This is a genomic window from Sphingomonas sp. MA1305 (assembly GCF_016107325.1).
GTDB lineage: Bacteria > Pseudomonadota > Alphaproteobacteria > Sphingomonadales > Sphingomonadaceae > Sphingomonas.
The window spans coordinates 83,749-109,417 of record NZ_RCVT01000001.1 but is presented as its reverse complement, the minus strand read 5'-3'; the positions used below and the strand labels follow the sequence as shown (position 1 = coordinate 109,417).

At 68.7% G+C, this 25,669-nt stretch carries 13 protein-coding genes; 7 read left to right on the top strand and 6 right to left on the bottom strand.

The window, feature by feature from the left end; translation table 11 throughout:
* Positions 1-239 precede the first annotated feature (239 nt).
* From galA to D9601_RS00450, 5 genes are all read right to left on the bottom strand, one after another.
* Complete coding sequence (gene galA, locus D9601_RS00470) at positions 240-3,143, bottom strand: beta-galactosidase GalA (protein WP_198351990.1); 2,904 nt, start codon at positions 3,141-3,143, stop codon at positions 240-242.
* Complete coding sequence (nagA, locus tag D9601_RS00465; RefSeq protein ID WP_198351989.1) at positions 3,140-4,276, bottom strand: N-acetylglucosamine-6-phosphate deacetylase; 1,137 nt, start codon at positions 4,274-4,276, stop codon at positions 3,140-3,142. Before nagA ends, galA begins: the two co-directional genes overlap by 4 nt.
* On the bottom strand, positions 4,273-5,277 hold the full coding sequence (locus tag D9601_RS00460) for an SIS domain-containing protein (protein ID WP_198353309.1): 1,005 nt from the start codon (positions 5,275-5,277) through the stop codon (positions 4,273-4,275). Before D9601_RS00460 ends, nagA begins: the two co-directional genes overlap by 4 nt.
* 49 nt (positions 5,278-5,326) lie before the next feature.
* Positions 5,327-6,064: a GntR family transcriptional regulator gene (locus D9601_RS00455; protein ID WP_198351988.1), complete on the bottom strand. Its 738-nt coding sequence runs from the start codon at positions 6,062-6,064 to the stop codon at positions 5,327-5,329.
* Positions 6,065-6,149: 85 nt separating this feature from the next.
* A complete protein-coding gene (locus tag D9601_RS00450) occupies positions 6,150-6,932 on the bottom strand; it encodes a copper homeostasis protein CutC (RefSeq protein WP_232473754.1) in 783 nt (260 codons plus the stop codon).
* 303 nt (positions 6,933-7,235) lie between these two features.
* Between D9601_RS00450 and D9601_RS00445 the strand changes: the two genes are divergently transcribed.
* From D9601_RS00445 to D9601_RS00415, 7 genes are all read left to right on the top strand, one after another.
* Positions 7,236-9,956, top strand: coding sequence for a TonB-dependent receptor (locus D9601_RS00445; protein WP_198351987.1), 2,721 nt, complete (start codon positions 7,236-7,238; stop codon positions 9,954-9,956).
* 160 nt (positions 9,957-10,116) lie between these two features.
* The gene (locus D9601_RS00440; protein ID WP_198351986.1) at positions 10,117-12,450 is read left to right on the top strand and encodes a beta-N-acetylhexosaminidase; all 2,334 of its coding nucleotides are present in this window, start codon (positions 10,117-10,119) and stop codon (positions 12,448-12,450) included.
* On the top strand, positions 12,447-14,999 hold the full coding sequence (locus D9601_RS00435; protein ID WP_198351985.1) for a beta-mannosidase: 2,553 nt from the start codon (positions 12,447-12,449) through the stop codon (positions 14,997-14,999). The genes D9601_RS00440 and D9601_RS00435 overlap by 4 nt, the downstream gene beginning before the upstream one ends.
* On the top strand, positions 14,996-17,533 hold the full coding sequence (locus D9601_RS00430) for a glycoside hydrolase family 3 C-terminal domain-containing protein (RefSeq protein WP_198351984.1): 2,538 nt from the start codon (positions 14,996-14,998) through the stop codon (positions 17,531-17,533). Before D9601_RS00435 ends, D9601_RS00430 begins: the two co-directional genes overlap by 4 nt.
* Before the next feature lie 5 nt (positions 17,534-17,538).
* Positions 17,539-18,960: a glycoside hydrolase family 125 protein gene (locus D9601_RS00425; protein ID WP_198353307.1), complete on the top strand. Its 1,422-nt coding sequence runs from the start codon at positions 17,539-17,541 to the stop codon at positions 18,958-18,960.
* Positions 18,960-21,275 (top strand): GH92 family glycosyl hydrolase, encoded by a 2,316-nt coding sequence (locus D9601_RS00420; RefSeq protein ID WP_198351983.1) that lies wholly within the window; start codon positions 18,960-18,962, stop codon positions 21,273-21,275. The genes D9601_RS00425 and D9601_RS00420 overlap by 1 nt, the downstream gene beginning before the upstream one ends.
* 45 nt (positions 21,276-21,320) lie before the next feature.
* A complete protein-coding gene (locus D9601_RS00415; RefSeq protein WP_198351982.1) occupies positions 21,321-23,228 on the top strand; it encodes an alpha-L-fucosidase in 1,908 nt (635 codons plus the stop codon).
* Positions 23,229-23,253: 25 nt separating this feature from the next.
* Here the strand turns inward: D9601_RS00415 and D9601_RS00410 are convergent, their stop codons facing one another.
* Complete coding sequence (locus D9601_RS00410) at positions 23,254-25,662, bottom strand: FtsX-like permease family protein (protein ID WP_232473753.1); 2,409 nt, start codon at positions 25,660-25,662, stop codon at positions 23,254-23,256.
* Between the last annotated feature and the right edge of the window lie 7 nt (positions 25,663-25,669).

Sequence of the window (25,669 nt, the reverse complement as noted above, 5' to 3'; positions counted from 1 at the left end):
TCGGATACCGTCGCCAGAACAATACCTATTGAAGACCATTTTGTGACGATCGTCAGCAGGTTCGCTCCGGCATCAAGGAGATGCTCGGGCGGCAACTCCGGCGCCGGGCCGCCGACCCAGCGGAAGCGTCCGGTCCATGGGGCGGCACGCACATCGTCCTGGACAAGCGCTATGCCCGCCGTCGGCTCACGATCTACGGACAAGACCCCGCTATGCAACGGGAGCGGTCACGCCGCGGCTCACGACCGGGCGACGCCGACCCCGCCGGTGATCCCCGCCGGTGCCCCGGCCGCCGCCTCCACGATCAGCGTCACGGTGCGCTCGCCCGCGCCCGGCGGCATCCTCGCCACCAGCGGCCCGGCGGCGACGTCGGTCTTGCTGCCCACCGACACACCGTCGACGAAGGCGGTCGCCCGTCCGGTGATGCTGGCGAAGCGGATCGTGCCGCCCGATTGCATGACGCTACGCAGCGGGGTCACCTTGGCGCGATAGACGCGCCAGCCCGCCGCCGGCTCGGCCGGCGTCGCGACGCCGCTTCGCACCCATGCCCAGCTGTTGTTGTCGCCGGCACCGGGCGCGAGGGCCGCATCCGGGCGCGTCGCAAGCAACGGGGACACCCGCCAGCGCTCGATCCGCGTCTCGGTCGCGCGCGGCGGCACCTGTGGGCGGATCGGGCCGGCCAGCAGGTCGACGCGGATCTGCGCCGGCTTCAGTCCGGCCGCCGTCACCCGCAAGGTCAACGGCCCCCGACCCGCCCCGGCGCGGACGATCACTTGCGCCAGGCCGTTGAACAGCGAGCGCGCATCGCCCTTCTCGCTCTCGTGGCTGTTGGGATCCCCGTTGCCCAGACCGATGATCGTCCCGCCCTCGATCGCGAAACGGACCGGCAGGTTGGCGGTCGGCACGTGCCGACCCGCGGCATCGATCGCATCCACGCTGAACGGCTGCACGTCCTCGCCGTCGCCGGCCATCACCCGCCGCGCCGGCGTCAGCCGCAGCGCGACCGGTCGGCCGGTCGTCGCATGCGCCGCGCGCGCGACGATCCGTCCGCCGCGCCAGGCGATCGCCTCGATCGTCCCCGGCGCATAAGGCACATTGAAACTGTTGCCCATGATCCGGTCGACCGCCGCTTCTCCCACCGGCTTGCCATTGAGGCGAAGCTCGATCCGCTCGGCGTTCGACATGACGAGCAGTGCGATCAGCTGCCCCTCGCGGCCCGGCCAGGTCCAGTGCGGCGCGATGGAAACGACCGCCCGATCGTCGATCCAATGCGCCCGATGGATGTCATAGGCAGTCTTGGGAAAGCCGCAGAGGTCGAGGATGCCGAAGAAGCTGGCAATCGTCGGCCAGTCATAGGGCGTCGGCTCGCCATGATAGTCGAAGCCGGTCCAGACGAAGCCGCCGGCGACGAACGGCCGCGCCGCGATCTGCTTCCAGGTCTCGCGATGCGTCGCGCCCCAGGGCGCGGCCTCGGTGTCCATCGAGGTGACGACACGCGCAGCCTTGTCGGTCGCATAGGCGCCGCGCGTCATGAACGCGCTGGTATCTTCCGAACTGGTCGTCGGCTTGGCCGGGTTGAGCGCGTGGAACCGATCATAGTCGCGCTGATAATAATTGAACCCCATCACCTCGACCACGGTCGAAACGTTGACCGGTTCGAAGAACGATCCGTTCATCGCCGCGGTGACCGGCCGGCTGCCGTCGAGGCGATGGACCGCGGCGGCCATGCGGCGCACCATCTCGACCCCCGACGGGGTGCCCTGCATCGGCTCCTCGTTGAACACCGACCACAGGATGACGCTGGGATGATTGCGGTCGCGGCGCACCAGCCATTCCAGCTGCGTCATATAGTCGGGCGCCGGATTGAAATTGCGGTTCTCGTCCATGACGAGGAAGCCCATCCGGTCGGCGAGGTCGAGCAAGGCCGTCGCCGGCGCATTGTGCGAACAGCGGATCGCGTTGCAGCCCATGTCCTTCAGCCGCGACAGCCGCCATTGCAGCAGGGCATCCGGCACGGCGACGCCGACACCGGCATGGTCCTGGTGCAGGCAGACGCCCTTCAGCTTGACCGGCACGTCGTTGACGAACAGCCCCTTGTCCGCGTCGAAGCGCAGCATGCGGAAGCCGACCGCGACACGCCGGCTGTCCACGGCGGCGCCGTCGCGCTCCAGCGTCACCTCGACGGTGTAGAGCGTCGGCTGGTCGACCGACCACAGGCGCGGCGATGCCACGGCGAGGTCGAGCGCGAGTTCGGCGCTGTCCAGCGTCGGCACCGTGACAGGCTGCGACCGCACCTCGGCGACCATCGCGCCGGCGGGATCGAGCAGTCGCGCATGCGCCACCACCGGCATGTCCGTCGCCTCGATCGACCGCGCGGTGACGGTGACCGGCACATGCCAGCCGCTGTCGCCGCGGCGCGGATCGCAATGGACGCCGTCGGTGACGATTGATACCGGCGCGCGCCGCGCCAGCCAGGCATGACGGTAGAGGCCGGCGCCTTCGTACCACCAGCCCTCCATCGCGTCCGCATCGACGCGGATCGCGATCACATTGGGCTCGTCGCCGAAGCGCGCGAACGGCGTGATGTCGATATAGACGCTGTTATAGCCGGACCAATTGTGCGCGACGGTGCTGCCATTGACCCAGATCGTCGCATTGGTCGCGATCGCGTCGAGCTGCAGTTCCAGATAGCGGCCGCGATCGGCGGGATCGAGGCGGAAGGTGCGGCGGTACCAGCCGATGCCACGCGGCCGATAGCCCTGCGAGATGTTTGCCGTCTCGACGAACGGCTGGAAGCTGACCCAATCGTGCGGCAGCGCCACCGCCTGCCAGTCACTGTCGTCGAAGGCGAGCGCGGCCGCGCCGGGCGCATTGCCGGCCTTGGCGCGCAAATAGGTCTGCTCGTGATCCTTGGGCGGCGCGAACGGCAGGTCGCCGAGGTGGAACAGCCAGCCGGTATCGAAGCCGATGCGCGACGGATCGACGACCGGCAGCGGCGGCGGCAGCGTCGTGGCGACCGGCGGCATCGGCAGCGCCCCGGCCTCGCCATAGGTCAGGCTGCGCGCGTCGCCGCGGTACGGCAGGGCGATCGTCAGACCGGCGGCGGATGTTCCGAGAAGCAGCCCGCGCCGGTCGATCGTCATGCCTGTCGTCCCCCGATGGTCGTCACGACTGGCGCCATCGCCGTCGTCAATTGTACCCAATCCGCCCTTAAGCCGGGGGCGAGCACGCCGCGCTCCCCGGACAGGCCCAGGAACGCGGCCGGGTTGCCCGCCGCGAGCCGTGCCGCTGCCGCCGGATCCAGCCCCAGCATGGCCATGGCGTTGGCAACCGCTTGTGCCATGTCGAGGTCGGAGCCGGCAAGCGTCCCATCCTCATAGGCGCAGATGCCGTCGGCGACATGGATCGCCCGCCCCTGCAGCACGAAATCCTTGTCCGCCGCGCCGACCGACGACATGGCGTCGGTGACCAGCATCATGCGGTCGAGGCCGCGTGCGGCGATCGCCACGCGCAGCACCGCTGGGGCGACATGGACGCCGTCGACAATCAGGCCGCACCATGGCCGCGGATCGTCGAGCGCGGCGCCGACCAGGCCCGGCACACGCTGCACCATCGGCGGCATCGCATTGAACAGATGGGTGATGCTGGTGAGACCGGCGTCGAACGCGGCGACCGCGGTATCGTAGGGTGCCTCGCTGTGCCCCGCGCTGACCAGCACGCCGGCCTTGGCCAGCGCCGCGATCTGCGCGATCCCCGCCAGTTCGGGGGCGAGCGTCACCATCACCCGCCCGCGCCGCGGCCGGGTCAGCAGCGCGACCATCTCGTCATCGAGCAACCGAAAGCGCGCGGGATCGTGGATGCCCTTGCGCGCGACGTTGAGCCACGGTCCTTCGATATGCACGCCGACGATGCCCGGCACGCCCGCGGCGATCGCCGCATCCATGGCGTCCAGCGCCAGCGCGATCCGGTCGGGCGTATCGCTGATCAGCGTCGGCAACAGGGCGGTGGTGCCATAGCGCGCATGCGCGGCGGCGATCGCGGCGATGCCGTCGACGTTGGTCTCGTCGTTGAACAGCACGCCACCGCCGCCGTTGACCTGCGTGTCGACGAAGCCGGGCATGATCCAGCCGCCGGCCAGGTCGATCGCGTCGGGCGCGTCCGCGGCAAGCGGGCGAAGCGCGGCGATGCGATCGCCCGCCAGCGCGATCTCGACGCCCGTCCAGCATTCGTCGCCGACCACGATGTGGCCGTTCACGTAACGATGAAGCGTCGTCATAGCGTGCGGGTCACCTTGGCGAGGTGCGGCGGCTGATCGGGGTCGAGACCGCGACGTCGCGACAGCCGCTCCGCCATGCCGTAGAAGCTCGCCAGCATCAGGATCGGCTCGATCGCCGGATGCGCAGCGGCGGCGGGCAACGTGCCCGACAGATCACCGGCATGCGCGCGCAGCACCGTCGCGCCACGCTCGGCGAAGGCGCGGGCGACGCTGACCACATCCTCGCCGGCCGCGTCGGACGTGGCGAGCGCAAGCACCGGGAACCCCTCGCCGACGATCGCCATCGGACCATGGCGGACTTCGGCGGCGCTGAACGGCTCGGCCTGCAATTGGCAGGTTTCCTTGAGCTTCAACGCGCATTCCTGCGCGACACCGAAGCCGTAGCCGCGGCCGATCACGAACATCTGGCGCGCGTCCGCCAGCGGCTCGACTCCGGCGCTCCAGTCGCGTGCGACGGCCGCGTCGAGCATCGCGGGCAGATCGGCGAGCGCCGCCTTCAACGCCGCATCGTCCGACCAGGCGGCGACCAGCGCGGCCAGCCCGGCCATCGCCGCGATGCACGATTTGGTCGCCGCGACGGAACGCTCCGCACCGGCGCTCAGCGCCAGCAACGTATCCGCGCCGGTCGCCAGCGACGATGCCTCGTCGTTGACCAGCGCCACCACCGCCGCACCGCCGCGGCGATAGGCCTCAACGGTCGCCAACAGGTCCGGACTGCGCCCCGACTGCGAAATCGCGACGCACACCGCGCTTTGCGTCGCGACCGGTGCATCGAAAATCGACACCACCGAGGGAGCAGCCGACGCGACGGGCACGCCGACCAACGTCTCGATCAGATATTTGCCATAGGTCGCGGCATGGTCCGACGAACCTCGCGCGCAGGTGACGACCACCGCCGGGGGCTGGGCGCGCAACTGCTCGCCGAGCGCGGCGAGGCGATCGCCATTGCGCGCGAGCAGGCGTGCGACGGCGGCACCGGCTTCCCGGGTTTCGGCACGCATCAGCGTTTCGGCGGTCGCGGTAGTCACGTCGGTTCAATCCTCGAAAAGCTTAGCCGTCGGCGAGTTCGGCGACGAAATCGTAGCTGTCGCCGCGATAATAGGAGCGGGTGAACTCGACGACGCGGCCGTCGCGCAGGAAGCCGCGCCGCTCGATCAGCAGCCCCGGCGAGCCCGGATCGACGCCGAGCATCCGGGCATGGTCGGTGCCGAACGGCACCGCGCGCAGCCGCTGCAGCGCCCGCACCGGGCGATGCCCGGTCTGGGTCAGCGCCTCGTAGAGCGAGGTGCCGACGACATCGATGGACGGAAGGCTGAACCCCGCCATGGTCGACAATTCGAGCGCCATCGGCACATCGTCGGCACAGCGCAGACGCTGGAACCGATAGACCGGCTCGCCGGGCGAAAGCGACAGCGCCATCGACTCCTCGGGACTGACGATGCCGGTGTTGCGCGAAATCCAGGCACTGCTCGGCACGCGTCCGCGCGCGATCATATCCTCCGTGAAGGAGGATAGTTTGGAGAAGCTCTTTTCGACCCGCCCCGCGACGAACGTGCCCGCGCCACGCCGCCGGGTCAGCAGGCCTTCCTCGACCAGCCCCTCGATCGCCTTGCGCACGGTGATCCGCGACACGCCGTAATCGGTGGCGAGATCGCGTTCGGCGGGAATGGCATCGCCGCGGGCGATCACGTCCGCGGCGATCGCATCGCGGATCAGCTGCTGCAATTGCAGGTAGAGCGGCGACGGATTGTCCTGCCGGAAGCTCCCGATCCTGCTCACGAAGGTCATCGACGACTCCTAGCTGGCCGCTGCGGAATGCATCGGCATGGAACGAGCGGAACGGGGAACGATCGACGCAGGATCGCGGTCCACATCACATTTGTCCTATATTGGTTATCTCGTCAATGACGTGCCTCAGTCGGGCAACGGCATTGATGTCGGTGAGCCTAGGGTTGGGCCCGAAGCCCAGCTTCGACGATGCTTCGTCCTCCGGCCGACCGGCGCCGCTCGCGGAGCCATGCACCTCCCTGATGCCGGTCGCAGCGATCAGGGCCGCGACGTTATCGGCCTGCACCCCCGCCCCCGCCATGATCGAGCAGCGACCGTCGGCACGCGCGACCATCCTGGCGATTGTCGCCGCACCGGCAGGCGCAGATGGCGCCCCGCCCGATGTCAGGATGCGGGAAAATCCCATCGCGATCGCCGGCTCCACGGCGGCGGCGGGATCGTCGAGCAGGTCGACCACGCGATGCAACGTCAGCGCCGGCGGCGCCTCCGGCCGCGCCAAGCCGTCGACCCAAGCCCGCAAGGCGGCTACGTCGAGCATGCCGTCGCGCGCCGCACCGAATACGAGGCCCTCCACGCCCTGCTTCCGCAATGCCGCCGCTTCCGCCGATGCAAGGGCGAGCATATCCGCATCATAGGCGAAGTCGCCTGGCCGCGGCCGCACCATGGCGTGCACCGGAATACGCGCCGGGCCAGCGATCGCGAGCACCGCGGCAACCAGTCCCTGCGACGGCGTCAGCCCGCCGAGCGCCAACGCGGCGCACAATTCGATCCGGTCAGCGCCGCCGGCGATGGCGGCTCGTGCCCCCGCCACCGAATCGACGCAAATTTCCAGACCGATTCGGCCGTCACGCCCCCCTCCCGTCATCATCCCTCCCATCGGGCGACCGCCATATCGTCGGCAGCGCCCGCCAGCCTATCCGCTTCTACGCATTCCGGTGCGATTTGCACGAGGTGTAGGGCCAATCCTATTCCTGAAACAATAATGCAATTTTTCTGGTAGCGTCTTGGGTATGGATTGGTATACATACGTATACAGTAACTTGTCGGACGCGCCCCGGAAGCGGGTTCGCCGACGCAGGGACGGAACATGCCGCCGGTGATGACGGCATCGCTTTTTTGGGGCCCACCGCCCGGGGTGCGCCCGCGACCTTTATTGGGGGAGGATTCATCCATGCGTCTGCGCCACGTCATCCTCGTGACCACCGCTCTCGCGGGCCTTGCCGGCCCCGCCCATGCCCAGACTGTCGATGCACCTGCCCAGACGCAGGACGAAAGCGCGGTCGGGCAGAATAACGACATCGTCGTCCGCGGCATCCGCAAGAGTCTTCAGGACGCGATCGAAACCAAGCGCTCGACCAACGCCATCACCGACGTGATCAGCGCAGAGGACGTCGGCAAATTCCCCGACACCAACGTCGCGGAATCGCTGTCGCATCTGCCCGGCGTCACCGTCGACCACCAGTTCGGCGAAGGCGAGCAGGTCTCCATCGCCGGCGTCGAGCCCGCCCTCAACCGCGTCCTGATCGACGGCCATTCGATCGCGTCTGCCGACTGGGGCGGCAACCCCGGCGACCGGTCGAGCCGCACGTTCAACTATTCGCTGCTGTCGCCGGAGATCATCAGCCAGGCGGTCGTCTACAAGACGCCGGAAGCGCGTATTCAGGAAGGCGCCATCGGCGGCACGGTCGACATCGTCACGCGCAAGCCGCTCGACCTCAAGCCGAACACGCTGACCGCGACCGGCGGCTACGAATACAACGACCGTTCGAACAAGGGCAATTTCCGCGGCTCCGCGCTGTACAGCTGGCACAATGCCAGCGACACCTTCGCGATCCTCGGCTCGGTCAATTACGACAAGGAAAACCTCGCCCGCGCCGGCGTCGCCGTCTACGGTTATTTGACCGGCAGCCAGTTCACCACGACTAACGCTGCCGGTCAGACCGTCCTGCAGAACCCGAATGCGAAGATCACCGGCGGAACGATCGCTGATCTGCAGACCGCTCGTCTGCCTGCGTTCCTCGCTCACGAATATTTCCAGCAGACGCGCGAGCGTCTTGGCTTCACCGGCACGATGCAGTTCAAACCGGCGGACAATTTCACGCTGACCGCCAATGCGATCGTCATCAAGGGTAATTACGACAACTTCAGCAATTCCGAATACAGCTACAACGTCCGCGGGTCGCAGCTGACCGCGGCGACGATCAGCAACGGCCTGATCACGTCGGCAACCTTCGCCGCCCAGCCCAGCACCAGCAAGACCTGGATGGGTGAACTCGACACCAACTTCCGCCGCACGCGCATCTCGAACCAAAGCTATACGGCCCTGTTCGACTGGGATCTGGACGGCGGGTGGAAGGTCACCGGCAACGGCGGCTATACCCGCGCGACGGGTGGCAAGGACCCCGAATATCTGCTGAACTTCCGCACGCGTCAGGGCTTTACGGTTGGCGCCAACGGCCGCAACACGCTGCTCAACTGGGATTATCCGGCGAGCGACGGCACGCAGTGGATCAGCACTTCGCCGGCGGAATCGAGCCTCCAGACGGAAGCCGCGGTGCTCGCCAAGACCAACGGCGCGGGCTTCTACGGTGCGCAGATCGGCGGCATCACCTCCGCGGACAACACCGTCGACCAGGAGAAATTCGGTCAGATCGACTTCACGCACGACCTCGATGGCTTCTTCAAGAAGCTGTACTTCGGCGTGCGCGTCAACGTGCACAACAACCAGCAGACGACCTACGGCGGCGCGACCTTCACCAACAACTTCTTCACGCTTGCCGACCTGGGCGCCTATACGCTCGACAGCAGCGTGTATGACGGCCTGTCGACGTCCGGCAACGGCACGCCTTATGCGACCTTGACCCAGGAGAATGCGATCAAGGCGCTGACCGCTGCGGGTACGCTCAACGTCACGCGTGCGCTCGACACGGGATCGTTCTTCAAGGTGCAGGAGCGGATTGGCACCGGCTATGTCCAGCTCGATTACGCCGCGGGCAAGTTCCGCGGCAATATCGGCGGGCGCTTCGTCCGCACCCGCGACATCTCGTCCTATTATCTCTCGTCGAACAATCAGACGGCGCTCGTCGTCGCACCGCGCACCGACGATCGCTTCCTGCCTTCGGTCAACGTCGCTTACGACGCCAGCAGCTCGGTCGTCCTGCGCGCCGCCGCGGCGAAGGTCATCGCCCGTCCGCGGTACAGCGATCTCGCCGGCTCGCTGTCGCTCGACGACACGCAGCGCACCGGCAGCGGCGGCAACCCCGATCTGAAGCCCTATGCCGCCACCAACTTCGGCCTGTCGGCGGAATGGTATTTCGCACCGGCCAGCTATTTCTCGGGCGAGGTCTTCTACCGCGACATCACCAACTATATCGGCAACCAAACGGTCGAGCAGCAGATCACTAACCAGCTGACCGGAAACACCTATACCTACAGCGTGTCGCGGCCGGTGAACGGTGGCAAGGCGTCGGTAACCGGCTTGTCGCTGACCGCCCAGGCCAACCTCATTTGGGGTTTCGGCATCCAGTCGAACTACACCTTCGCCAGTGCCGACACCGGCACCTCGGGCCAGGGCCTGCCGTATCTGTCGCGCGATACCTACAACATCGTGCCCTACTTCGAATCGGGACCGTTCCAGGCGCGCCTGAGCTACAATTACCGCTCGAAGTATTTCTATGGCTTTGGTCGCCTGCAGTCGTCGAACTATACCGACGCCTATCGCCAGCTCGACTTCTCGGCGTCCTACAACATCAACGAGCATTTCCGGGTCACCGCCAATGCGTCGAACCTGCTCGACGAGACCTATTATCAGTACAGCAGCACGCCAAGCGCGCCGACCGCCATCTACAAGAACGGGCGTGTCTTCTCGCTGACTGGTACCGCACGCTTCTGATCAGACTTCCTCCGGAGGCGGCGTCCTCATTCCGTGCCGCTTCCCTCCTCCACAGCCCCGGCGTCATCGCCGGGGCTTTTTTGTGGACCGGGCATGGACGGGCGCCGCCGGGTCCGTCATGGTACCTGACAATACCAAAACCACACCAAGGGAGCCGGTCATGATCCGCCACGCATCGCGTCTCATCGGAACGGCGCTGCTCGGCATCGCCGGTGCGGCAACGGCACAGACCAAGCCGCCGTCGCTGGTGCCGATGCCGCAGAGCGTGACGCCCGCCGCCGGGCGCTTCACCATCACCGACGCAATGCAGGTCGGCACCCCCGCCGGTGACGCCGGCACCGCCGCCGCCGCGCGCTTCCTCGTCGATCAGGTCAAGGCGACGCGCGGGCTGACGCTGCGCTCCGTCGATACCGATGCGCGGATCCGCTTCGTCCGCGATCCTGCGGTCGCCGGTGACGAAGCCTATCGGCTGACCGTGACCGCACAGCGGATCACCGTCGCCGCCTCGGGCGACCGCGGCCTGATCCACGGCGCCGCAACGCTGGCGCAGCTCGCCAGTCCCGACGCCGCCTTCGGCAAGCCCGCGGTGGTGGCCGGCATGACGATCGCCGATGCGCCGCGCTTCGCCTGGCGCGGGCTTATGGTCGACGTCGCACGCCACTTCCAGCCGATCGACTTCCTCTACAAGACGGTCGACCGCATGGCCGCCGTGAAGCTCAACACGCTGCACCTGCATCTGACCGACGATCAGGGATGGCGGGTCGAGATCCGCAAATATCCGAAGCTGACCAGCGTCGGCGGCTGGCGCACCCCGCCCTCGACCGGCGGCGCCGCTCCGGCGGAGAAGGTCGGCGGCTTCTACACGCAGGAGCAACTGCGCGGCCTCGTCGCCTATGCCGCCGCGCGCGGCATCACGATCGTGCCCGAGATCGATCTGCCCGGCCACGCCACCGCGTTGGTCGCCGCCTATCCGGAACTCGGCATCCTTGGCGACCGGCCGGCGGTGAGCAACCAATGGGGCATCATGCCCTATCTGTTCAATCCCAACCCGCGCGGCATCCAGTTCGTCAAGGATGTGCTCGACGAGCTGATGACGGTCTTCCCCGGCACCTACATCCATTTGGGCGGCGACGAGGCGATCAAGGACCAATGGCAGCGCAGCCCCGAGGTGCAGGCGCAGATGAAAGCGCTGGGCATCAAGGACGAGAATGCGCTGCAAAGCTGGATGATCGACCAGTTCGGCCGCTATCTCGAAGGCAAGGGCCGGCGGCTGATCGGCTGGGACGAGATTCTGGAGGGCGGTCTGCCGCAATCCGCCTCGGTGATGTCGTGGCGCGGCGAGCAGGGCGGCATCGACGCCGCCAATCTGGGGCATGACGTCGTCATGTCGCCGGGCAATCCGCTCTACCTGAACGGCCTGCAGAGCCGGCGCAGCGACGAGCCGCCGGGCCGGCTCGACATCACGACGCTCGCGCAGGTCTATGCTTATGATCCGCTGCCCAAGGGCATCGCCGCCGATAAGGCGCATCACGTGCTCGGCGCGCAGGGCAATTTGTGGAGCGAATATATCGTCACGCCGTATCAAATGGAGCATCTGATGTTCCCGCGCGCGGCAGCGGTGGCGGAGATCACCTGGTCGCCGCAGCAGCAGCGCGACTTCGCCGGCTTCCTGCCCCGCGTCGTACGCCAGGCAGACCGCTGGACGAAGAGCGGCGCGCATGTCGCCGACAGCGCCTTCGCCGTCGACTTTGCGCTGACCGGCACGCGGGGCGCGGCGCTGCGCGCCGATACGGTCGGCGTGACGCTGGCGACGCAGGTGCCCTATGGCATGATCCGCTACACGCTCGACGGCCGCGCGCCGACGCTGGCGTCGAAGGTCTATGCCGCACCGCTGTCGGTGAAGCCCGGCACGGTGGTAACCGCGGTCGCCTTCGCCGACGGCCTGCCGACCGCCGCACCGCGCAGGTTCGACACGTCGCGCGCCGCCCTGCTCGCGCGCACCTCATCGGAGATGCAGGCGTGCCCGGCCGGCGCGCTCGGCCTGCGCGTCCCGCTGACCTCGGAATCGACCGCCAACGCGCCGGCATACAACATCAACCTGTTCGACACCTGCACCCTCTACCCCGATGCGCCGCTCGACGTCGCCCGCGACTATCGTGTCGATGTCGTCCGGCTTGCCCGGCATTATGGCCTGGCGCACGAGGCACGGATGCTGCGTGAGCATTACAACGTCTCGGACTTTGGCGAATTGCTGGTGCAGGTCGGCTGCATCGCCGCCGCCAAGGCGCAGGAGGCGGGCGACAAGACCGCGCACCCGATCGCGGCCGGCGCCTTCCCGCTGCCCGATCCGGCGTCGAGCCCGCAGCGCTTCAGCTTCACCGGCACTTTGCCCGCGGGGACCGGCGATCAGGACGTCTGCTTCCAATTCACCTCGCCGCTCGACCAGCCGTTCTACACCGTCGCTGCGGCGCAACTGACCGAGGCGGCGCGATGATCCGACGCCTCGCGCTGGCCCTACTGCTCGCGGGCAGCGCCGTCCCCGCGCTCGCCGCTCCGCGCGACACCCAGACGCTGGACGGCGCGTGGCAGGTGCGGATCGATCCGGCCGACGCCGCCGCGGCCAAGGCGCATCCCAAGGAAGCACGCTGGTTCGCCGCCCGCGTGCCGGGCAGCGTGCAGGAAGACCTGATCCGCGCCCGCCGCGTGCCCGACCCCTTCAAGGGCACCAACGAAGCCGCGATCCAGTGGGTCGGTCTGACCGACTGGCAGTTCCGCCGCACGCTGACCGTCACGCCGGCGATGCTGGCGCACGATCATCTCGACCTCGTCTTCGACGGGCTCGACACCTTCGCCAGCGTCAGCGTCAACGGCACGCGGCTGTTGTCCGCCGACAATGCGCACCGCCGCTGGCGCGCCGATGCCAAGGCGCTGCTCCACGCTGGCGACAATGAGGTGTTGGTCACCATCGCCTCGCCGATCCGCACGCTGCAACCGATGGTGCTGGCAGAGAAGAACCCGCTGCCCGGCGAATATGACAGCGCGTTCGGCGACGAGCCCAAGGGCAAGCAGACCAGCCCCTATATCCGCAAGCCCAAGTATCAATATGGCTGGGACTGGGGCCCCCGCCTGGTCGCCATGGGCATCTGGCGACCGGCGCGGCTCGAAGGCTGGGACGTCGCGCGGATCGACCGGCTGGGCATCGCCCAGGATGCACTGAACGACGCCGAGGCGCGGCTGACCGCCAACGTCTCGATCGTCGCAGATCGGCCGGGGCCGCAGGCCGTCACCGTTACGCTCACCGGGCCCGACGGCACCAGCCAGACCGTCACGCGTACCGCCATCCTCGCGCCCGGCGTCAACGCCGTGCCGATCCCGCTCACCGTCGCGCAGCCACGCCGCTGGCAGCCGGTCGGCTATGGCGCGCAGCCGATCTATACCGCGACCGCGACGATGGGCGACGACCGCGCGACGCGGACGATCGGGCTGCGCACGGTGACGCTGGATCGCAGCGGCGGCGCCTTCGCCCTGTCGGTCAACGGCACGCCGATTTTCGCCAAGGGCGCGAACCTGATCCCGTTCGACAGCTTCCCCGCGCGCGTCGAACCGCGCGAGATGCAAAACCTGCTGGCGTCCGCGCGCGACGCCAACATGAACATGATCCGCGTCTGGGGCGGCGGCTATTATCTCGACGACGCCTTCTACGACCTCGCCGACCGGATGGGGCTGATGGTCTGGCAGGATTTCATGTTCGGCGGTTCGGTGACCCCGCCCGACGCGGCCTTCCGCGCCAGCGTCGCGGCGGAGGCGGACGAGCAGACCGCGCGGCTGGGCAACCATCCGTCGATCGTGATCTGGACGGGCAACAACGAGGTATTGTCCGGCTGGGAAAACTGGAGCGACCGCAAGGACTTCAAGAAGGCGGTCGGCGCGGATGCGCAAGAGCGGATCGGCAGCGGCATGGCCGTGCTGTTCGATCGCGTGCTGCGAGACGCGGTGACGCGCAACAGCCCCGGCACCCCCTATATGCCCGGTTCGCCGTCGAGCGGCTATGACGGTCCCGTCGACACCGACGCCAACGGCGACCGGCATTTTTGGGACGTTTGGTCCGGATCGAAGCCGGTCGAGAACTACCTCGACAGCTGCCCGCGCTTCATGAGCGAATACGGCTTCCAGTCGATGCCGACGCTGGAGACGATCCACGACTTCGCCGGCTCGCTGAACGGTCTGACCCCCGACAGCCCGGTGATGAAGGCGCATCAGAAGTTCCTGGCCGGCGAAGGCAATGCGCGGCTGCGCCTGTATCTCGACCTGCGGCTGCGACCGGCGAAGGATTTCGCCGACTTCGTCTATCTGACACAGGTCAACCAGGCGCAGGCGATCGGCCTTGCCGCCCGCCATCACCGCGCCTGCCGCCCGGTGACTATGGGGTCGCTGTTCTGGCAGCTCAACGACGTCTGGCCGGCGGTGTCCTGGTCGAGCATCGACCATCTCGGCCGCTGGAAGCTGCTGCAATACGAGGCGCGGCGGATGTTCGCGCCGCAGGCGATCGTCGCCGAGCATCGGAACGCAGCGACGCGGATCGCTCTGGTGTCGGATGCGACCACGCCGATCGCGGCGCACTGGCGCGTGACCGTGCGCGACATGGCCGGCGCGACGCTCAGCACGCGCGCGGGGGACACAACGCTGGCGCCGCTGTCGTCCGCCGACGTCGCAACATTCGCCGACCCGGACCTGTTCGGCAGCGCTGATCCGGCGCAGAGCTATGCGGTCGCCGAGTTGATCGTCGGCGGCAAGAGCGTCAGCCGCACGGTCGTCGAACGGCTCGCGCCCAAGGACATGGCCTATCCCGATCCCGGCCTGACCCTCACCCGCGACGGCGACCGGCTGACGGTGTCGGCGCGCAAGCTCGCCCGCGCGGTGATGCTCGACTTCGGCGCGACCGGGGGCAGCGCCTCCGACAACGGCTTCGACCTGCTGCCCGGTGAAAGCGTCACCGTGACCATTTCCGGCAAGACGCCGACGCCAAGGACGCTCGCACGATGATCCTCGCCCTGTTGCTCGCGCAAGCCGATCCCGTCGCCGCCGCGGTTGCCAAGATGTCGCCCGAGCAGAAGGCGGCACAGTTGCAGAGCACCGCCCCCGCCGATCCCGCCGCCGGTCTGCCCGCCTACGACTGGTGGAACGAGGGGCTGCACGGCCTCGCGCGCAACGGCATCGCCACCGTCTTTCCGCAGGCGATCGGCATGGCGGCGACCTGGGACCCGGCGCTGATCGAGGCGGCGGGCACAATCGTCTCCACCGAGGCGCGCGCGCGTTTCAATGCGCAGCCCGTCTCGGCGGACCGGCGAATCTACCAGGGGCTGACGATCTGGTCGCCCAACATCAACATCTTCCGCGATCCGCGCTGGGGCCGAGGCCAGGAGACCTACGGCGAGGATCCCTATCTGACCGGCACGCTCGGCACCGCCTTCGTGCGTGGCCTGCAGGGTCCGGACCCGGCACATCCGCGCGTCATCGCCACGCCCAAGCATCTCGCCGTGCACAGCGGGCCGGAGGCGGGGCGCGACGGCTTCGACGTCGATCCCTCGCCCCGCGATCTGGAGGAGACCTATCTGCCCGCCTTCCGCCGCGTGGTGACGGAGGGCAAGGCGCAGTCGCTGATGTGCGCCTACAATGCGATCCACGGCACGCCGGTGTGCGCGGCGTCGTGGCTGATGAACGACCGGTTGCGCCACGATTGGGGCTTCACGGGCTTCACCGTTTCGGACTGCGACGCGGTCGCCAACATCCATCTGTTCCACCACTATCGGCTCGACGGTGCCGCGGCGGCGGCGGCGGCGGTGCGCGGCGGGACTGATCTCAACTGCGGTACCGCCTATGCGGCCTTGCCCGAGGCGCTGCGCCGTGGACTGGTGACGCCGGCGGAGGTCGACACGGCGCTGATCCGGGCGTTGCGCGCCCGCCGGCAGCTCGGCATCGCCTTCGGCGCGACCAGCCCCTATGCGCGGATTGCGACGGACGAGGTCGACACGCCCGCCCACCGCGCGCTGGCGCTCGACGCGGCGCGCAAGGCGATCGTGCTGCTGCAGAATGACAAGGACCTGCTGCCCCTGAAGCCGGGTACCAGGATCGCGGTGATCGGCGCCGATGCCGACGATCTCGGCGTGCTGCAGGGCAATTATCACGGCACCGCCGCCGCGCCGGTGACGCCGCTCGCCGGCCTGCGCGCCGCCTTCGGTGCGGACAAGGTGCGCTATGCGCAAGGATCGCTGCTCGCCGACGGTGCCGCGGTGGTGCTGCCGGAAACCGCGCTGCGCAGCGGCGGCCGTCCCGGCCTGTCGGTCGAGTATCGCATCGGCACGTCGGTGATCCGCGACTGGAGCCGCCGCATCGACCTCGACCTCGATCGCGCGGCCCCGGCCAGGGGGCTGCCGGCGACCGGCTATGTCGCGCAATGGATCGGCGAGTTCGTGCCGCCGGCCGCGGGGCGCTACCGCCTGGTCCTCGACCAAGCGCAATGCTGGAAGGACTGTAAGACGCACGACAGCGTCCGCGTCACGCTCGGCGGCGCGACCCTGCACGACGGCCCCTTGCCCAAGGGCCGTGTCGAGCTGACCGTCGACAGCGACGGCCGGCCACAGCCGATCGCCATCACGCTCGACCACAGGAGCGAGGACGAGAGCTTCCGCCTGTCGTGGATGCCGCCGGCCGCACCGCTGATCGCCGAGGCGGTGGCGGCGGCGCAAGCGTCCGACGTTGCGGTGATCGTCGCCGGCCTGTCGCCGGACCTCGAAGGGGAGGCGCTCAGCGTCTCCGTGCCCGGCTTCGTCGGCGGCGACCGGACCGACATCGCCCTGCCCGCACCGCAACGGGCGCTGGTCGAGGCGATCCGTGCGACCGGCAAGCCGGTGGTGATGGTGCTGACCAGCGGCAGCGCGGTGGCGGTCGATCCGGCGAGCGCCGACGCGATCCTCGCCGCCTGGTATCCGGGTGAGGCGGGTGGCACCGCGATCGCCGATACGCTGGCCGGGCGGAGCAACCCGGCCGGGCGCCTGCCCGTCACCTTCTACAAGGCGACCGCCGACCTGCCCGCCTTCGTCGATTATGGCATGAAGGAGCGGACCTATCGCTTCTTCACCGGCGCACCGCTGTGGGGTTTCGGCCACGGCCTCAGCTACACGCGCTTCGCCTACGATCCGGTCACCGCGCCGGCGAGCATCACGGCAGGCGACACGCTGGCCGTCACCGCCACCGTGCGCAACACCGGCGGTCGCGACGGCGAGGAGGTCGTGCAGGCCTATCTGGTCCCACCGGCCAACGGCACGCCCGGCTTCACCGACCCGGTGCTGCAGCGCCAGCTCGTCGGCTACAGCCGCATCGCGGTCAAGCGCGGTGCCACCGCGCGCGTCCGCTTCGCGATCGACCCGCGTCGTCTCAGCATCGTCGACCGTGACGGTCGCCGGCAGGTGCAGCCTGGCGCCTATCGCCTCTATATCGGCGGCGGCCAGCCCGGCGACGGGGCGGGCGTGTGGCACGACTTCACGGTGACGGGGACGGACAGGGAGCTGCCGAAATGAGCGACATGCGAGTGACCCGCCGCCAGATCCTCGCCGCCGGCGCCGCGACCGTCGCCGCGCCGGCCCTTGCCGCCGCCCCCGCATTCGCCAGCAAGCGCCCCGCCCCGGCCGATCGCCACTTCACCAGCCCGGCGGTGGAGCGCGAGATCGTCCGCATCTCCAAGCAGATCGCCGATCCCAAGCTGCGCTGGATGTTCGGCAATTGCTACCCGAACACGCTCGACACCACGGTGCGCATGGCCGTGACGAACGGCCAGCCCGACGCCTTCGTCATCACCGGCGACATTCCCTGCCTGTGGCTGCGCGATTCCTCGGCGCAGCTGAAACCCTATCTGCATCTGGTCGCCGAAGACCCGAAGCTCGCCGAGCTGTTCCGCGGGCTGATCGCGCGACAGGCGCGGTCGATCCTGATCGATCCCTACGCCAACGCCTTCATGCAGAATCCAGCCGCGCCGACCAACCTGGCCTGGGCAGCGAAGGACGAGACGGTCATGAAGCCCGGCGTCGCCGAGCGGAAGTGGGAGGTCGATTCGCTCTGCTATCCGATGCGGCTGGCGCACCAATATTGGCAGGCGACGCACGATGCGCGCCCCTTCGACTCGACTTGGGCCGCATCGGTGCGGGCGATCCTGCGCACCTTCCGCGAACAGCAGCGGACGGCGGGTGACGGCCCCTACAGCTTCCGCCGCAACGCGCCGCAGCCGACCGAAACCTTGCTATGGGGTCACGGCAATCCGGTCCGGCCGGTCGGGCTGATCGCCTCCGGCTTTCGGCCGTCGGACGATGCCTGCATCTACCCGTTCCTGATCCCGTCGAACCTGTTCGCGGTGACGGCGCTGCGCGAGATCGCGACGGTGGCGCGCGCCGCGCGTCAGGACGACGCGCTGGCCCGCGATGCGGAAGCGCTGGCCGGCGAGGTCGCCGCCGCGCTGCGCCGTCACGGCACGATGCGCCTGCCCGACGGACGCACGGTCTGGGCCTATGAAGTCGACGGGTTCGGCAACCAGCTGTTCATGGACGACGCCAACGTGCCGTCGCTGTCCGGCCTTGCCTATCTCGGCTGCGTCGCCCCCGACGACGCCTTGTGGCGCGCGACCGAGGAAGCGGCGTGGAGCACCGCCAATCCCTGGTTCTTCCGCGGTCGCGCCGGCGAGGGAATCGGCGGCCCGCACGTCGGGCCGGGGCAAATCTGGCCGATGTCGTTGATCGTCCGTGCGCTGTCGACGCGCGACGCGGGCGCCATCCGCACTTGCCTGAAGACGATCCGCGACACCGACGGCGGCACCGGCTTCATCCACGAAACCTTCGATCGCAACGATCCGGCCAAATTCACTCGCGACTGGTTCGCCTGGGCCAACGGCCTGTTCGGCGAACTGGTCGTGCAGATCGCGCGCACGCAGCCGGCGATCCTCCAGGAGACGTTCTGATGCCGCATCTTACCCGCCGCGCGCTGCTCGCCTCCACCGCCGCCGCCACGCTGCCGCTGCCCGCCTTCGCCGCGCGAACGGCACCGACCGAACCGAACCTGTTCGTCGGCACCGGCGGTCACGGCCATACCTATCCCGGCCCTTCGCTGCCCTATGGCATGGTACAGCTCGGCCCCGACACCGACGTCGAGCGCTGGGACGCCTGCTCGGGCTATCACCGCAGCGACACGTCGATCATGGGCTTCAGCCACACCCATCTGTCGGGCACCGGCATCGGCGACATGCTCGACGTGCTGCTCGTTCCCACGCGCGGCCCGGTCGAGCTTCTGCCGGGACCGCTGAACGACCCGGACAGGGGGTACCGCCAGCGCTTCCGCGACGAACGCGCCGAGCCCGGCTATTATCGCGTCACGCTGGAAAGCGGCGTGCAGGCCGAACTGACCGTGACGCAGCGCACCGGCTGGCACCGCTACACCTTTCCGGCGGGTGCGGGGCATATCCTGATCGATCTGTCGCACCTGATCCTTGATTCGAGCGACCAGCCGCCGCTGGTCACCGACGCGACGCTGGCGGTCGAGCCGGACGGCACGATCACCGGCGGCCGCACGGTCAACCGCTGGGCGAAGGGCCGCCACATCCGGTTCGCGCTGCAGCTGTCGCGCCGGCCCGACCGCATCACCTTCTACGGCGACGGCGATGCCGAGCAGCCCGCCGGCACGCGACGGATCGCCGGCAACCGGCTGAAGGCGGTGCTGCATTATGACGACGCCGGCAGCGCGCCGATCCTCGCCCGTTGCGGCATTTCCGCGGTCGATGTCGCCGGGGCGCGGGCCAATCTCGCCGCCGAAGCGCCGCATTGGGATTTCGACCGCACCCGCCGCTCGGCGCGCGCCGCCTGGGCGACAGTGCTCGACGTCGTGCAGGTCGAGGGGGGCACCGCCGACCAGCGGACGATCATGACCTCCGCGCTTTATCATGCGCAACTGGCGCCGACGCTGTTTTCCGACGTCGACGGCCGCTATGTCGGCATGGACAAGGCGGTGCATCGCCTGTCGGCCGGGCAGGCCGCCTACAGCACCTATTCGCTGTGGGACACCTATCGCGCGCTGCATCCGCTGCTGACCATCGTCGCGCCCGACTATGCCGCCAGTCTCGTCGCCGACCTGATCCGCCAGTGCCAGCAGAGCCCCTATGGCCCGCCGGTCTGGCCGCTGCAGGCGGTCGAGACCGGCTGCATGATCGGCTGGCATTCAGTGTCCGTGCTCGCCGAGGCGCAGGCCAAGGGCATCCCCGGCGACTATGCCGCCGCCTGGCCGGCGATCGCCAAGCGGTCGTTCGACTTCACCGCGCCCGACCTCGACAACAGCAAGGGCCGCGACCTCTACGATGCCAAGGGCTATGTGCCCGCCGACGCCTGGTTCGAAAGCGTCAGCCGGACGCAGGAATATGCCTATGACGACTGGGCGTCCTCCCACCTCGCCCGTGCTGCGGGCAAGACGGCGGAGGCGGACCGGCTGCTCAAGCGCTCGCGCAACTGGCGCAACGTGATCGACGCCAGCATCGGCTTCGCCCGGCCGCGCTTCGCCGACGGCAGCTGGTGGACGCCCTACGATCCCGTCCAGCTCGGCCACATGCCCAAACCCTGGTGGCGCGACTATACCGAGGCGAACGGCTGGCAGGCGACCTTCCTCAACCAGCATGACGTTTATGGCCTGATCGACCATATGGGCGGCGATGCGGCGTTCGAGGCGAAGCTCGACGCCCTGTTCACCGCGCCGTCGACGCTGCCGAAGAACGCGCCGCCCGACATCTCCGGGCTGGTCGGCCAATATGCCCATGGCAACGAGCCCGACCACCACGTCGCCTATCTCTACGCCTTCACCGGCGCGGCGTGGAAGACGCAGGCGATGGTGCGCCGGCTGTGCACGGAGATGTACAAGAACGATCCCGACGGCGTCATCGGCAACGACGATTGCGGCCAGATGAGCGCGTGGTTCATCCTCTCCGCGCTCGGCTTCTATCCCGTCGATCCGGTCGAGGCGGTCTATGTCTTCGGTTCGCCCCTGTTCGAGCGTGCGACGATCCGTCTGCCCGGCGCCAAGCGGCTGGTGATCGACGCGCCGGGCAACCGCGCCAATACGCCCTATGTCACCGCCATCCGGCGCAACGGCCGGCCGTGGAGCAAGAACTGGATCAGCCACGCCGAGCTGATGCAGGGCGGCACGCTGACCTTCACGATGAGCGCGACGCCCGACCCGGCCTTCGGCCGCGCCGCTGCGGACCGCCCGCCCTCCAACGGCCGCCGGGCGACCTAGCTTGCCGTCATTCCAGCAACCCGTAATTCCGAGCGGAGCCGCCGCATGACCGACCTGACCCGCCGCACGATGATCGCCGCCAGCCTCGCCGCCGGCGCCACGCCCGCCTTCGCGGCGATGCCCACCGCGGCGCCTAAGCCCTGGGGCGCGACGCCGTCGGCGCGCCAGCTCGCCTGGCACCGGCGCGAGCGCTATGCCTTCATCCATTTCTCGATCAACACCTTCACCGATCGCGAATGGGGCTATGGCGACGAAAGCCCCGCCCTGTTCAACCCGACCGACTTCGACCCCGACCAGATCGTCGGCGCGGCCAAGGCGGGCGGCCTGACCGGCATCGTGCTGACCGCCAAGCATCACGACGGCTTCTGCCTGTGGCCGACGCTGCTGACCGAACATTGCATCCGCAACAGCCCCTACAAGCACGGCAAGGGCGACATCGTCGGCGAGATGGAACGCGCCGCGCGCCGCGCCGGCCTGTCCTTCGGGCTCTATCTGTCGCCGTGGGACCGCAACCATCCCGACTACGGCCGGCCCGCCTATGTCGACTATTATCGCAAGCAGATCGTCGAGCTCTGCACCCGCTACGGCGAATTGTTCGAATTCTGGTTCGACGGCGCCAATGGCGGCGATGGCTATTACGGCGGCGCCCGCGAGACGCGGCAGATCGACGCGCCGAAATACTATAATTGGCCGTCGATCATCGCGCTCGTCCACCAGCACCAGCCGATGGCCTGCACCTTCGACCCGCTCGGCAGCGACATCCGCTGGGTCGGCAACGAGGACGGCATCGCCGGCGATCCGTGTTGGCCGACCATGCCCGACCACCCCTATGTCCAGGCGGAAGGCAATAGCGGCGTGCGCGGCGCCCCCTTGTGGTGGCCGGCGGAGACCAACACGTCGATCCGCCCCGGCTGGTTCTACCATGCCGACGAGGATGCGAAGGTGAAGAGCCCCGCCCGGCTCGTCCAATTCTTCGACGAATCGGTGGCGCGCGGCACCAACATGCACCTCAACCTGCCGCCCGACCGGCGCGGGCGGATCGCCGATCACGACGTCGCGGTACTAAGAAGCTTCGGCGACGCGATCCGCGCCAGCTTCGCGACCGATCTGGCCCAAGGCGCGGTGGCCAGCGCCAGCGCGACACGCGGGCCCGCCTTCGCCCCAGCCAAGGTGCTCGACGGCAACCGCGACACCTATTGGTCGACGCCGGATACGGTCACCACGCCGACGCTGACGCTCGACGTGCCGCCGGGCCGCTCCTTCGACCTGATCCGCCTGCGCGAATATCTCCCCCTCGGCGTCCGCGTCACCCGCTTCGCGGTGGAGGCGGAGGTCGGCGGCACCTGGCAGCGGCTGGCGACGCACGCCTGCATCGGCGCGCAGCGGATCATCCGCCTGCCCGCCCCGGTCAGCGCACGGCGTGTGCGACTGGTGATCCTCGACGCCCCCGCCTGCCCGGCGATTAGCGAGTTCGCCCTGTTCCGCAGCGTCGCCCCCGTGCCCGTCGCGCCCCCCAAATCGAGCGACCCGACGGTTCTGTCGCCACGCGGCTGGACCGTCGTCGCCGCCAGCGCGCCGGGGGCGGAGGCCCTGCTCGACACCGACGGTTCGACCGTCTGGAGCCTCCCTGCGCCGTCCACCGCCTCGCCCGCCAGCGTCACGATCGACACCGGCAAAGCGCAGACGATCGCCGGCTTCAGCCTGACCCCCTGGCGCCATCCGACGCCCGACGCGGCACCGCCGCGCGGCTATCGCGTCGAGACCAGCGGCGACGGACGGCACTGGATGCCCGCCGGCGAGGGCGAATTTCCCAACATCGCCTATGCGCTGTCGACCCAGCGCATCGCCTTCGCCGCGCCTGTGCAGGCGCGCTTTCTGCGCCTGACGTTCACCGCCGTCGCCAAACCGGCGGCGAAGCTGGCGATCGCCGACCTGGGCGCGTTCACGCGGTAAATCCTCCACGCCTATGGGAAGGACGTTACTCGTATCGCAGCGCCCGCGCCGGCTCGGCGCGGGCGACGCGCCACGCCTGCCCCGCCACCGTCGCCGCGGCGATCGCGACGGCGGCGACGCCGGCCAGCACGAAGAACGCCGGCGAGAGCGCGATCCGGTCGGCGAAGGCCGCCAGCCACTGCCGCATCGCATAGAAGGCGATCGGCGCGGCAAGCACCGTGCCCAGCAGCACCGGCCGCAGGAATTGCCCGATCAGCAGCCGCAGCACCTCGGCGGTCGAGGCGCCCAGCGTCTTCCTGATCCCGATCTCCTTCACCCGTCGCGCCGTGTCGAACGAAGCCAGGCCGTACAGGCCGATGCACGCGATGATCACCGCCAGCACCGCGCCCATGGTGAACAGCCGCATCCGCTGCGCGTCGGCACGGAGAAATTCGTCGTAACGCGCCTGCTCCACCGTCTTGGCGTCGAACGGCACGGTCGGTGCGAGCCGGCGCCAGACGCCCTCGATGTTCGACAGCGTCGCCGCGGTGGCGCCGGTGTAGCGGACAAACCCCGTTGCACTGTCCGGCGGCTCGTGCCGCCAGATGTACATCATCGCATCCTCGCCGTTCCTCGGCCCGTTGAAACGCAAGTCGTCGATCACGCCGACGATCTGCGAGTGTCGGTCGTTCTTCGCGATCATCTTGCCCGCCGCCTTCTCCGGCGCGCCGAGGCCCAGTTTCCGCACCGCCGCCGCGTTCAAGATGACGTTGCTGAAGTTGATCGCGCCCGCATGCATGTTGTGGCTGCTATCGTCGGTGGCGAAGCGCGAGTCGAAATCGCGACCGGCGATAAGCCGCGCTCCGATCAAACGGAGGAAGCCGTCCCCGACCTGCGTGAAGTTCATCGACAGATTTTCTCCGGCGCCCGTGCCGGTCTTGACGGTGCGCATCATGAACACCCCGCCGGCTGGCGTGAAGCTGCTGTGCGACACCGTCGTCACCCCCGGCAGGTGACCGATCGCCTCAAGCAGCCGCAACCGCCGGCCAGGATCCAGCGCGGTGTCGCCCAAGGACGGGATCAGCAGCAGCCCGCGCTGATCGAACCCGAGGTCGGCCGAACGAACGTGGTGGGTCTGCGCGATCAGGATCGCCGTGCCGGTCCCCAGCGCGGCGGCGATGGTGAATTGCAGGACCACCAGCGCCTGACGCAATCGGGTTCCGGCGCGGCCACCGCCCGGTGCGCGCGCCGATGCGAGCACGGCAGCGGCCCGGAACCGCGACAGCAACAGCGCCGGATACAGGCCGGCGAGCACGCCCGCCCCGATCACCGTCGATGCCAGCGGCAACAGGATCGACTCTGCCCCGCCATACCGGATGGCCAGCGACGTGCCGCCAGCGGCATTGATCAGCGGCAATGCCAATTCGGCAAGCGCGAGGCCGATGATGCCTGCCAGGGCGGTGGCGGCGATCGACTCCCCCAGGAACTGCGCCACCAGCATCCGCCGCGTCGCGCCCAGCACTTTGCGCATCGCCACCTCTCGGGCGCGTAATCCGGCACGCGCGGTGGCAAGGTTGACGTAATTGACCAGCGCGATCAGCAGCGTGACGATTCCGATCACGCCCAATGTGGCCACCACCGTCTGCGCGGACGTCTCGCGCAGATGCACCGCCGACATCGGCACGAGGGTCAGCGTCGCCTTCATCCCCTCCATCGTTTCCCGCAGCGGATGGCGGCGGATGAAGGCAGGCAGATCCGCCTCCAGCCGCTGCGCCGCCGCGGCATCGGGCAGCTGCAACAGCACGGTCGCATCGCCAAATCCCCAATTATCTTTGGTCGGGTCGACGGGCGCGATGGGGATGAAGATGTCCGCCTTGAAATCGGTGTCCGGTGGCAGATCGCGCAGCACCGCGGCAACGACGACGTCGACGGGCTTGCCGCCGGACGTAACCGTCAACGTCCGCCCGACCGCGTTGACACTGCCACCGAAGTTGGTGCGGGCCACGGTTTCGGTGATCGCGGCCTTTCCAGGCATCATCATCGCCTGCACCGGGTCACCCGCGACCGCTGGATAGGGCAGCAGGCGGAAGAACGCGGGATCGACGCGCATCATCCGTTCCGCCACCGCGCCGCGGCCATTGCGTAAGCTGACGCTTTCGGCTGTGAACCGGGTGCCACGGATATCCGGCCGCTCGCCGCGCAGCAGCGACAGGAAGGAGTGGGCCGTGCTGTCGTTGTCGAAACCGGTCGGGAAATCGCGGAAGGCGACCTTGCTGTGCACCATCCACAGCCGGTCGCTGCCGGGGACCCAGCGGCCGTAGCCCGTCTCGAACCGGACGAACAGGAACAGCACTAGGAACACCGCGATGCCGAGCGCCAGCCCGCCGATGTTGAGCACCGCGTACAGCCGGTGCCGGGCAAGGGATCGATAGAGCGAGGTCAGGATAGACGGCATAGTGCGC

Excerpts from the sequence above, each read along its gene's own strand:
- D9601_RS00455 (WP_198351988.1), bottom strand. The coding sequence starts at position 6,064 with ATGACCTTCGTGAGCAGGATCGGGAGCTTCCGGCAGGACAATCCGTCG.
- D9601_RS00420 (WP_198351983.1), top strand. The coding sequence starts at position 18,960 with ATGCCGCATCTTACCCGCCGCGCGCTGCTCGCCTCCACCGCCGCCGCC.
- galA (WP_198351990.1), bottom strand. The coding sequence starts at position 3,143 with ATGACGATCGACCGGCGCGGGCTGCTTCTCGGAACATCCGCCGCCGGT.
- D9601_RS00415 (WP_198351982.1), top strand. The coding sequence starts at position 21,321 with ATGACCGACCTGACCCGCCGCACGATGATCGCCGCCAGCCTCGCCGCC.
- D9601_RS00430 (WP_198351984.1), top strand. The coding sequence starts at position 14,996 with ATGATCCTCGCCCTGTTGCTCGCGCAAGCCGATCCCGTCGCCGCCGCG.
- D9601_RS00425 (WP_198353307.1), top strand. The coding sequence starts at position 17,539 with ATGCGAGTGACCCGCCGCCAGATCCTCGCCGCCGGCGCCGCGACCGTC.
- D9601_RS00450 (WP_232473754.1), bottom strand. The coding sequence starts at position 6,932 with ATGATGACGGGAGGGGGGCGTGACGGCCGAATCGGTCTGGAAATTTGC.
- D9601_RS00440 (WP_198351986.1), top strand. The coding sequence starts at position 10,117 with ATGATCCGCCACGCATCGCGTCTCATCGGAACGGCGCTGCTCGGCATC.
- D9601_RS00435 (WP_198351985.1), top strand. The coding sequence starts at position 12,447 with ATGATCCGACGCCTCGCGCTGGCCCTACTGCTCGCGGGCAGCGCCGTC.
- D9601_RS00445 (WP_198351987.1), top strand. The coding sequence starts at position 7,236 with ATGCGTCTGCGCCACGTCATCCTCGTGACCACCGCTCTCGCGGGCCTT.
- D9601_RS00460 (WP_198353309.1), bottom strand. The coding sequence starts at position 5,277 with ATGCGTGCCGAAACCCGGGAAGCCGGTGCCGCCGTCGCACGCCTGCTC.
- nagA (WP_198351989.1), bottom strand. The coding sequence starts at position 4,276 with ATGACGACGCTTCATCGTTACGTGAACGGCCACATCGTGGTCGGCGAC.
- D9601_RS00410 (WP_232473753.1), bottom strand. The coding sequence starts at position 25,662 with ATGCCGTCTATCCTGACCTCGCTCTATCGATCCCTTGCCCGGCACCGG.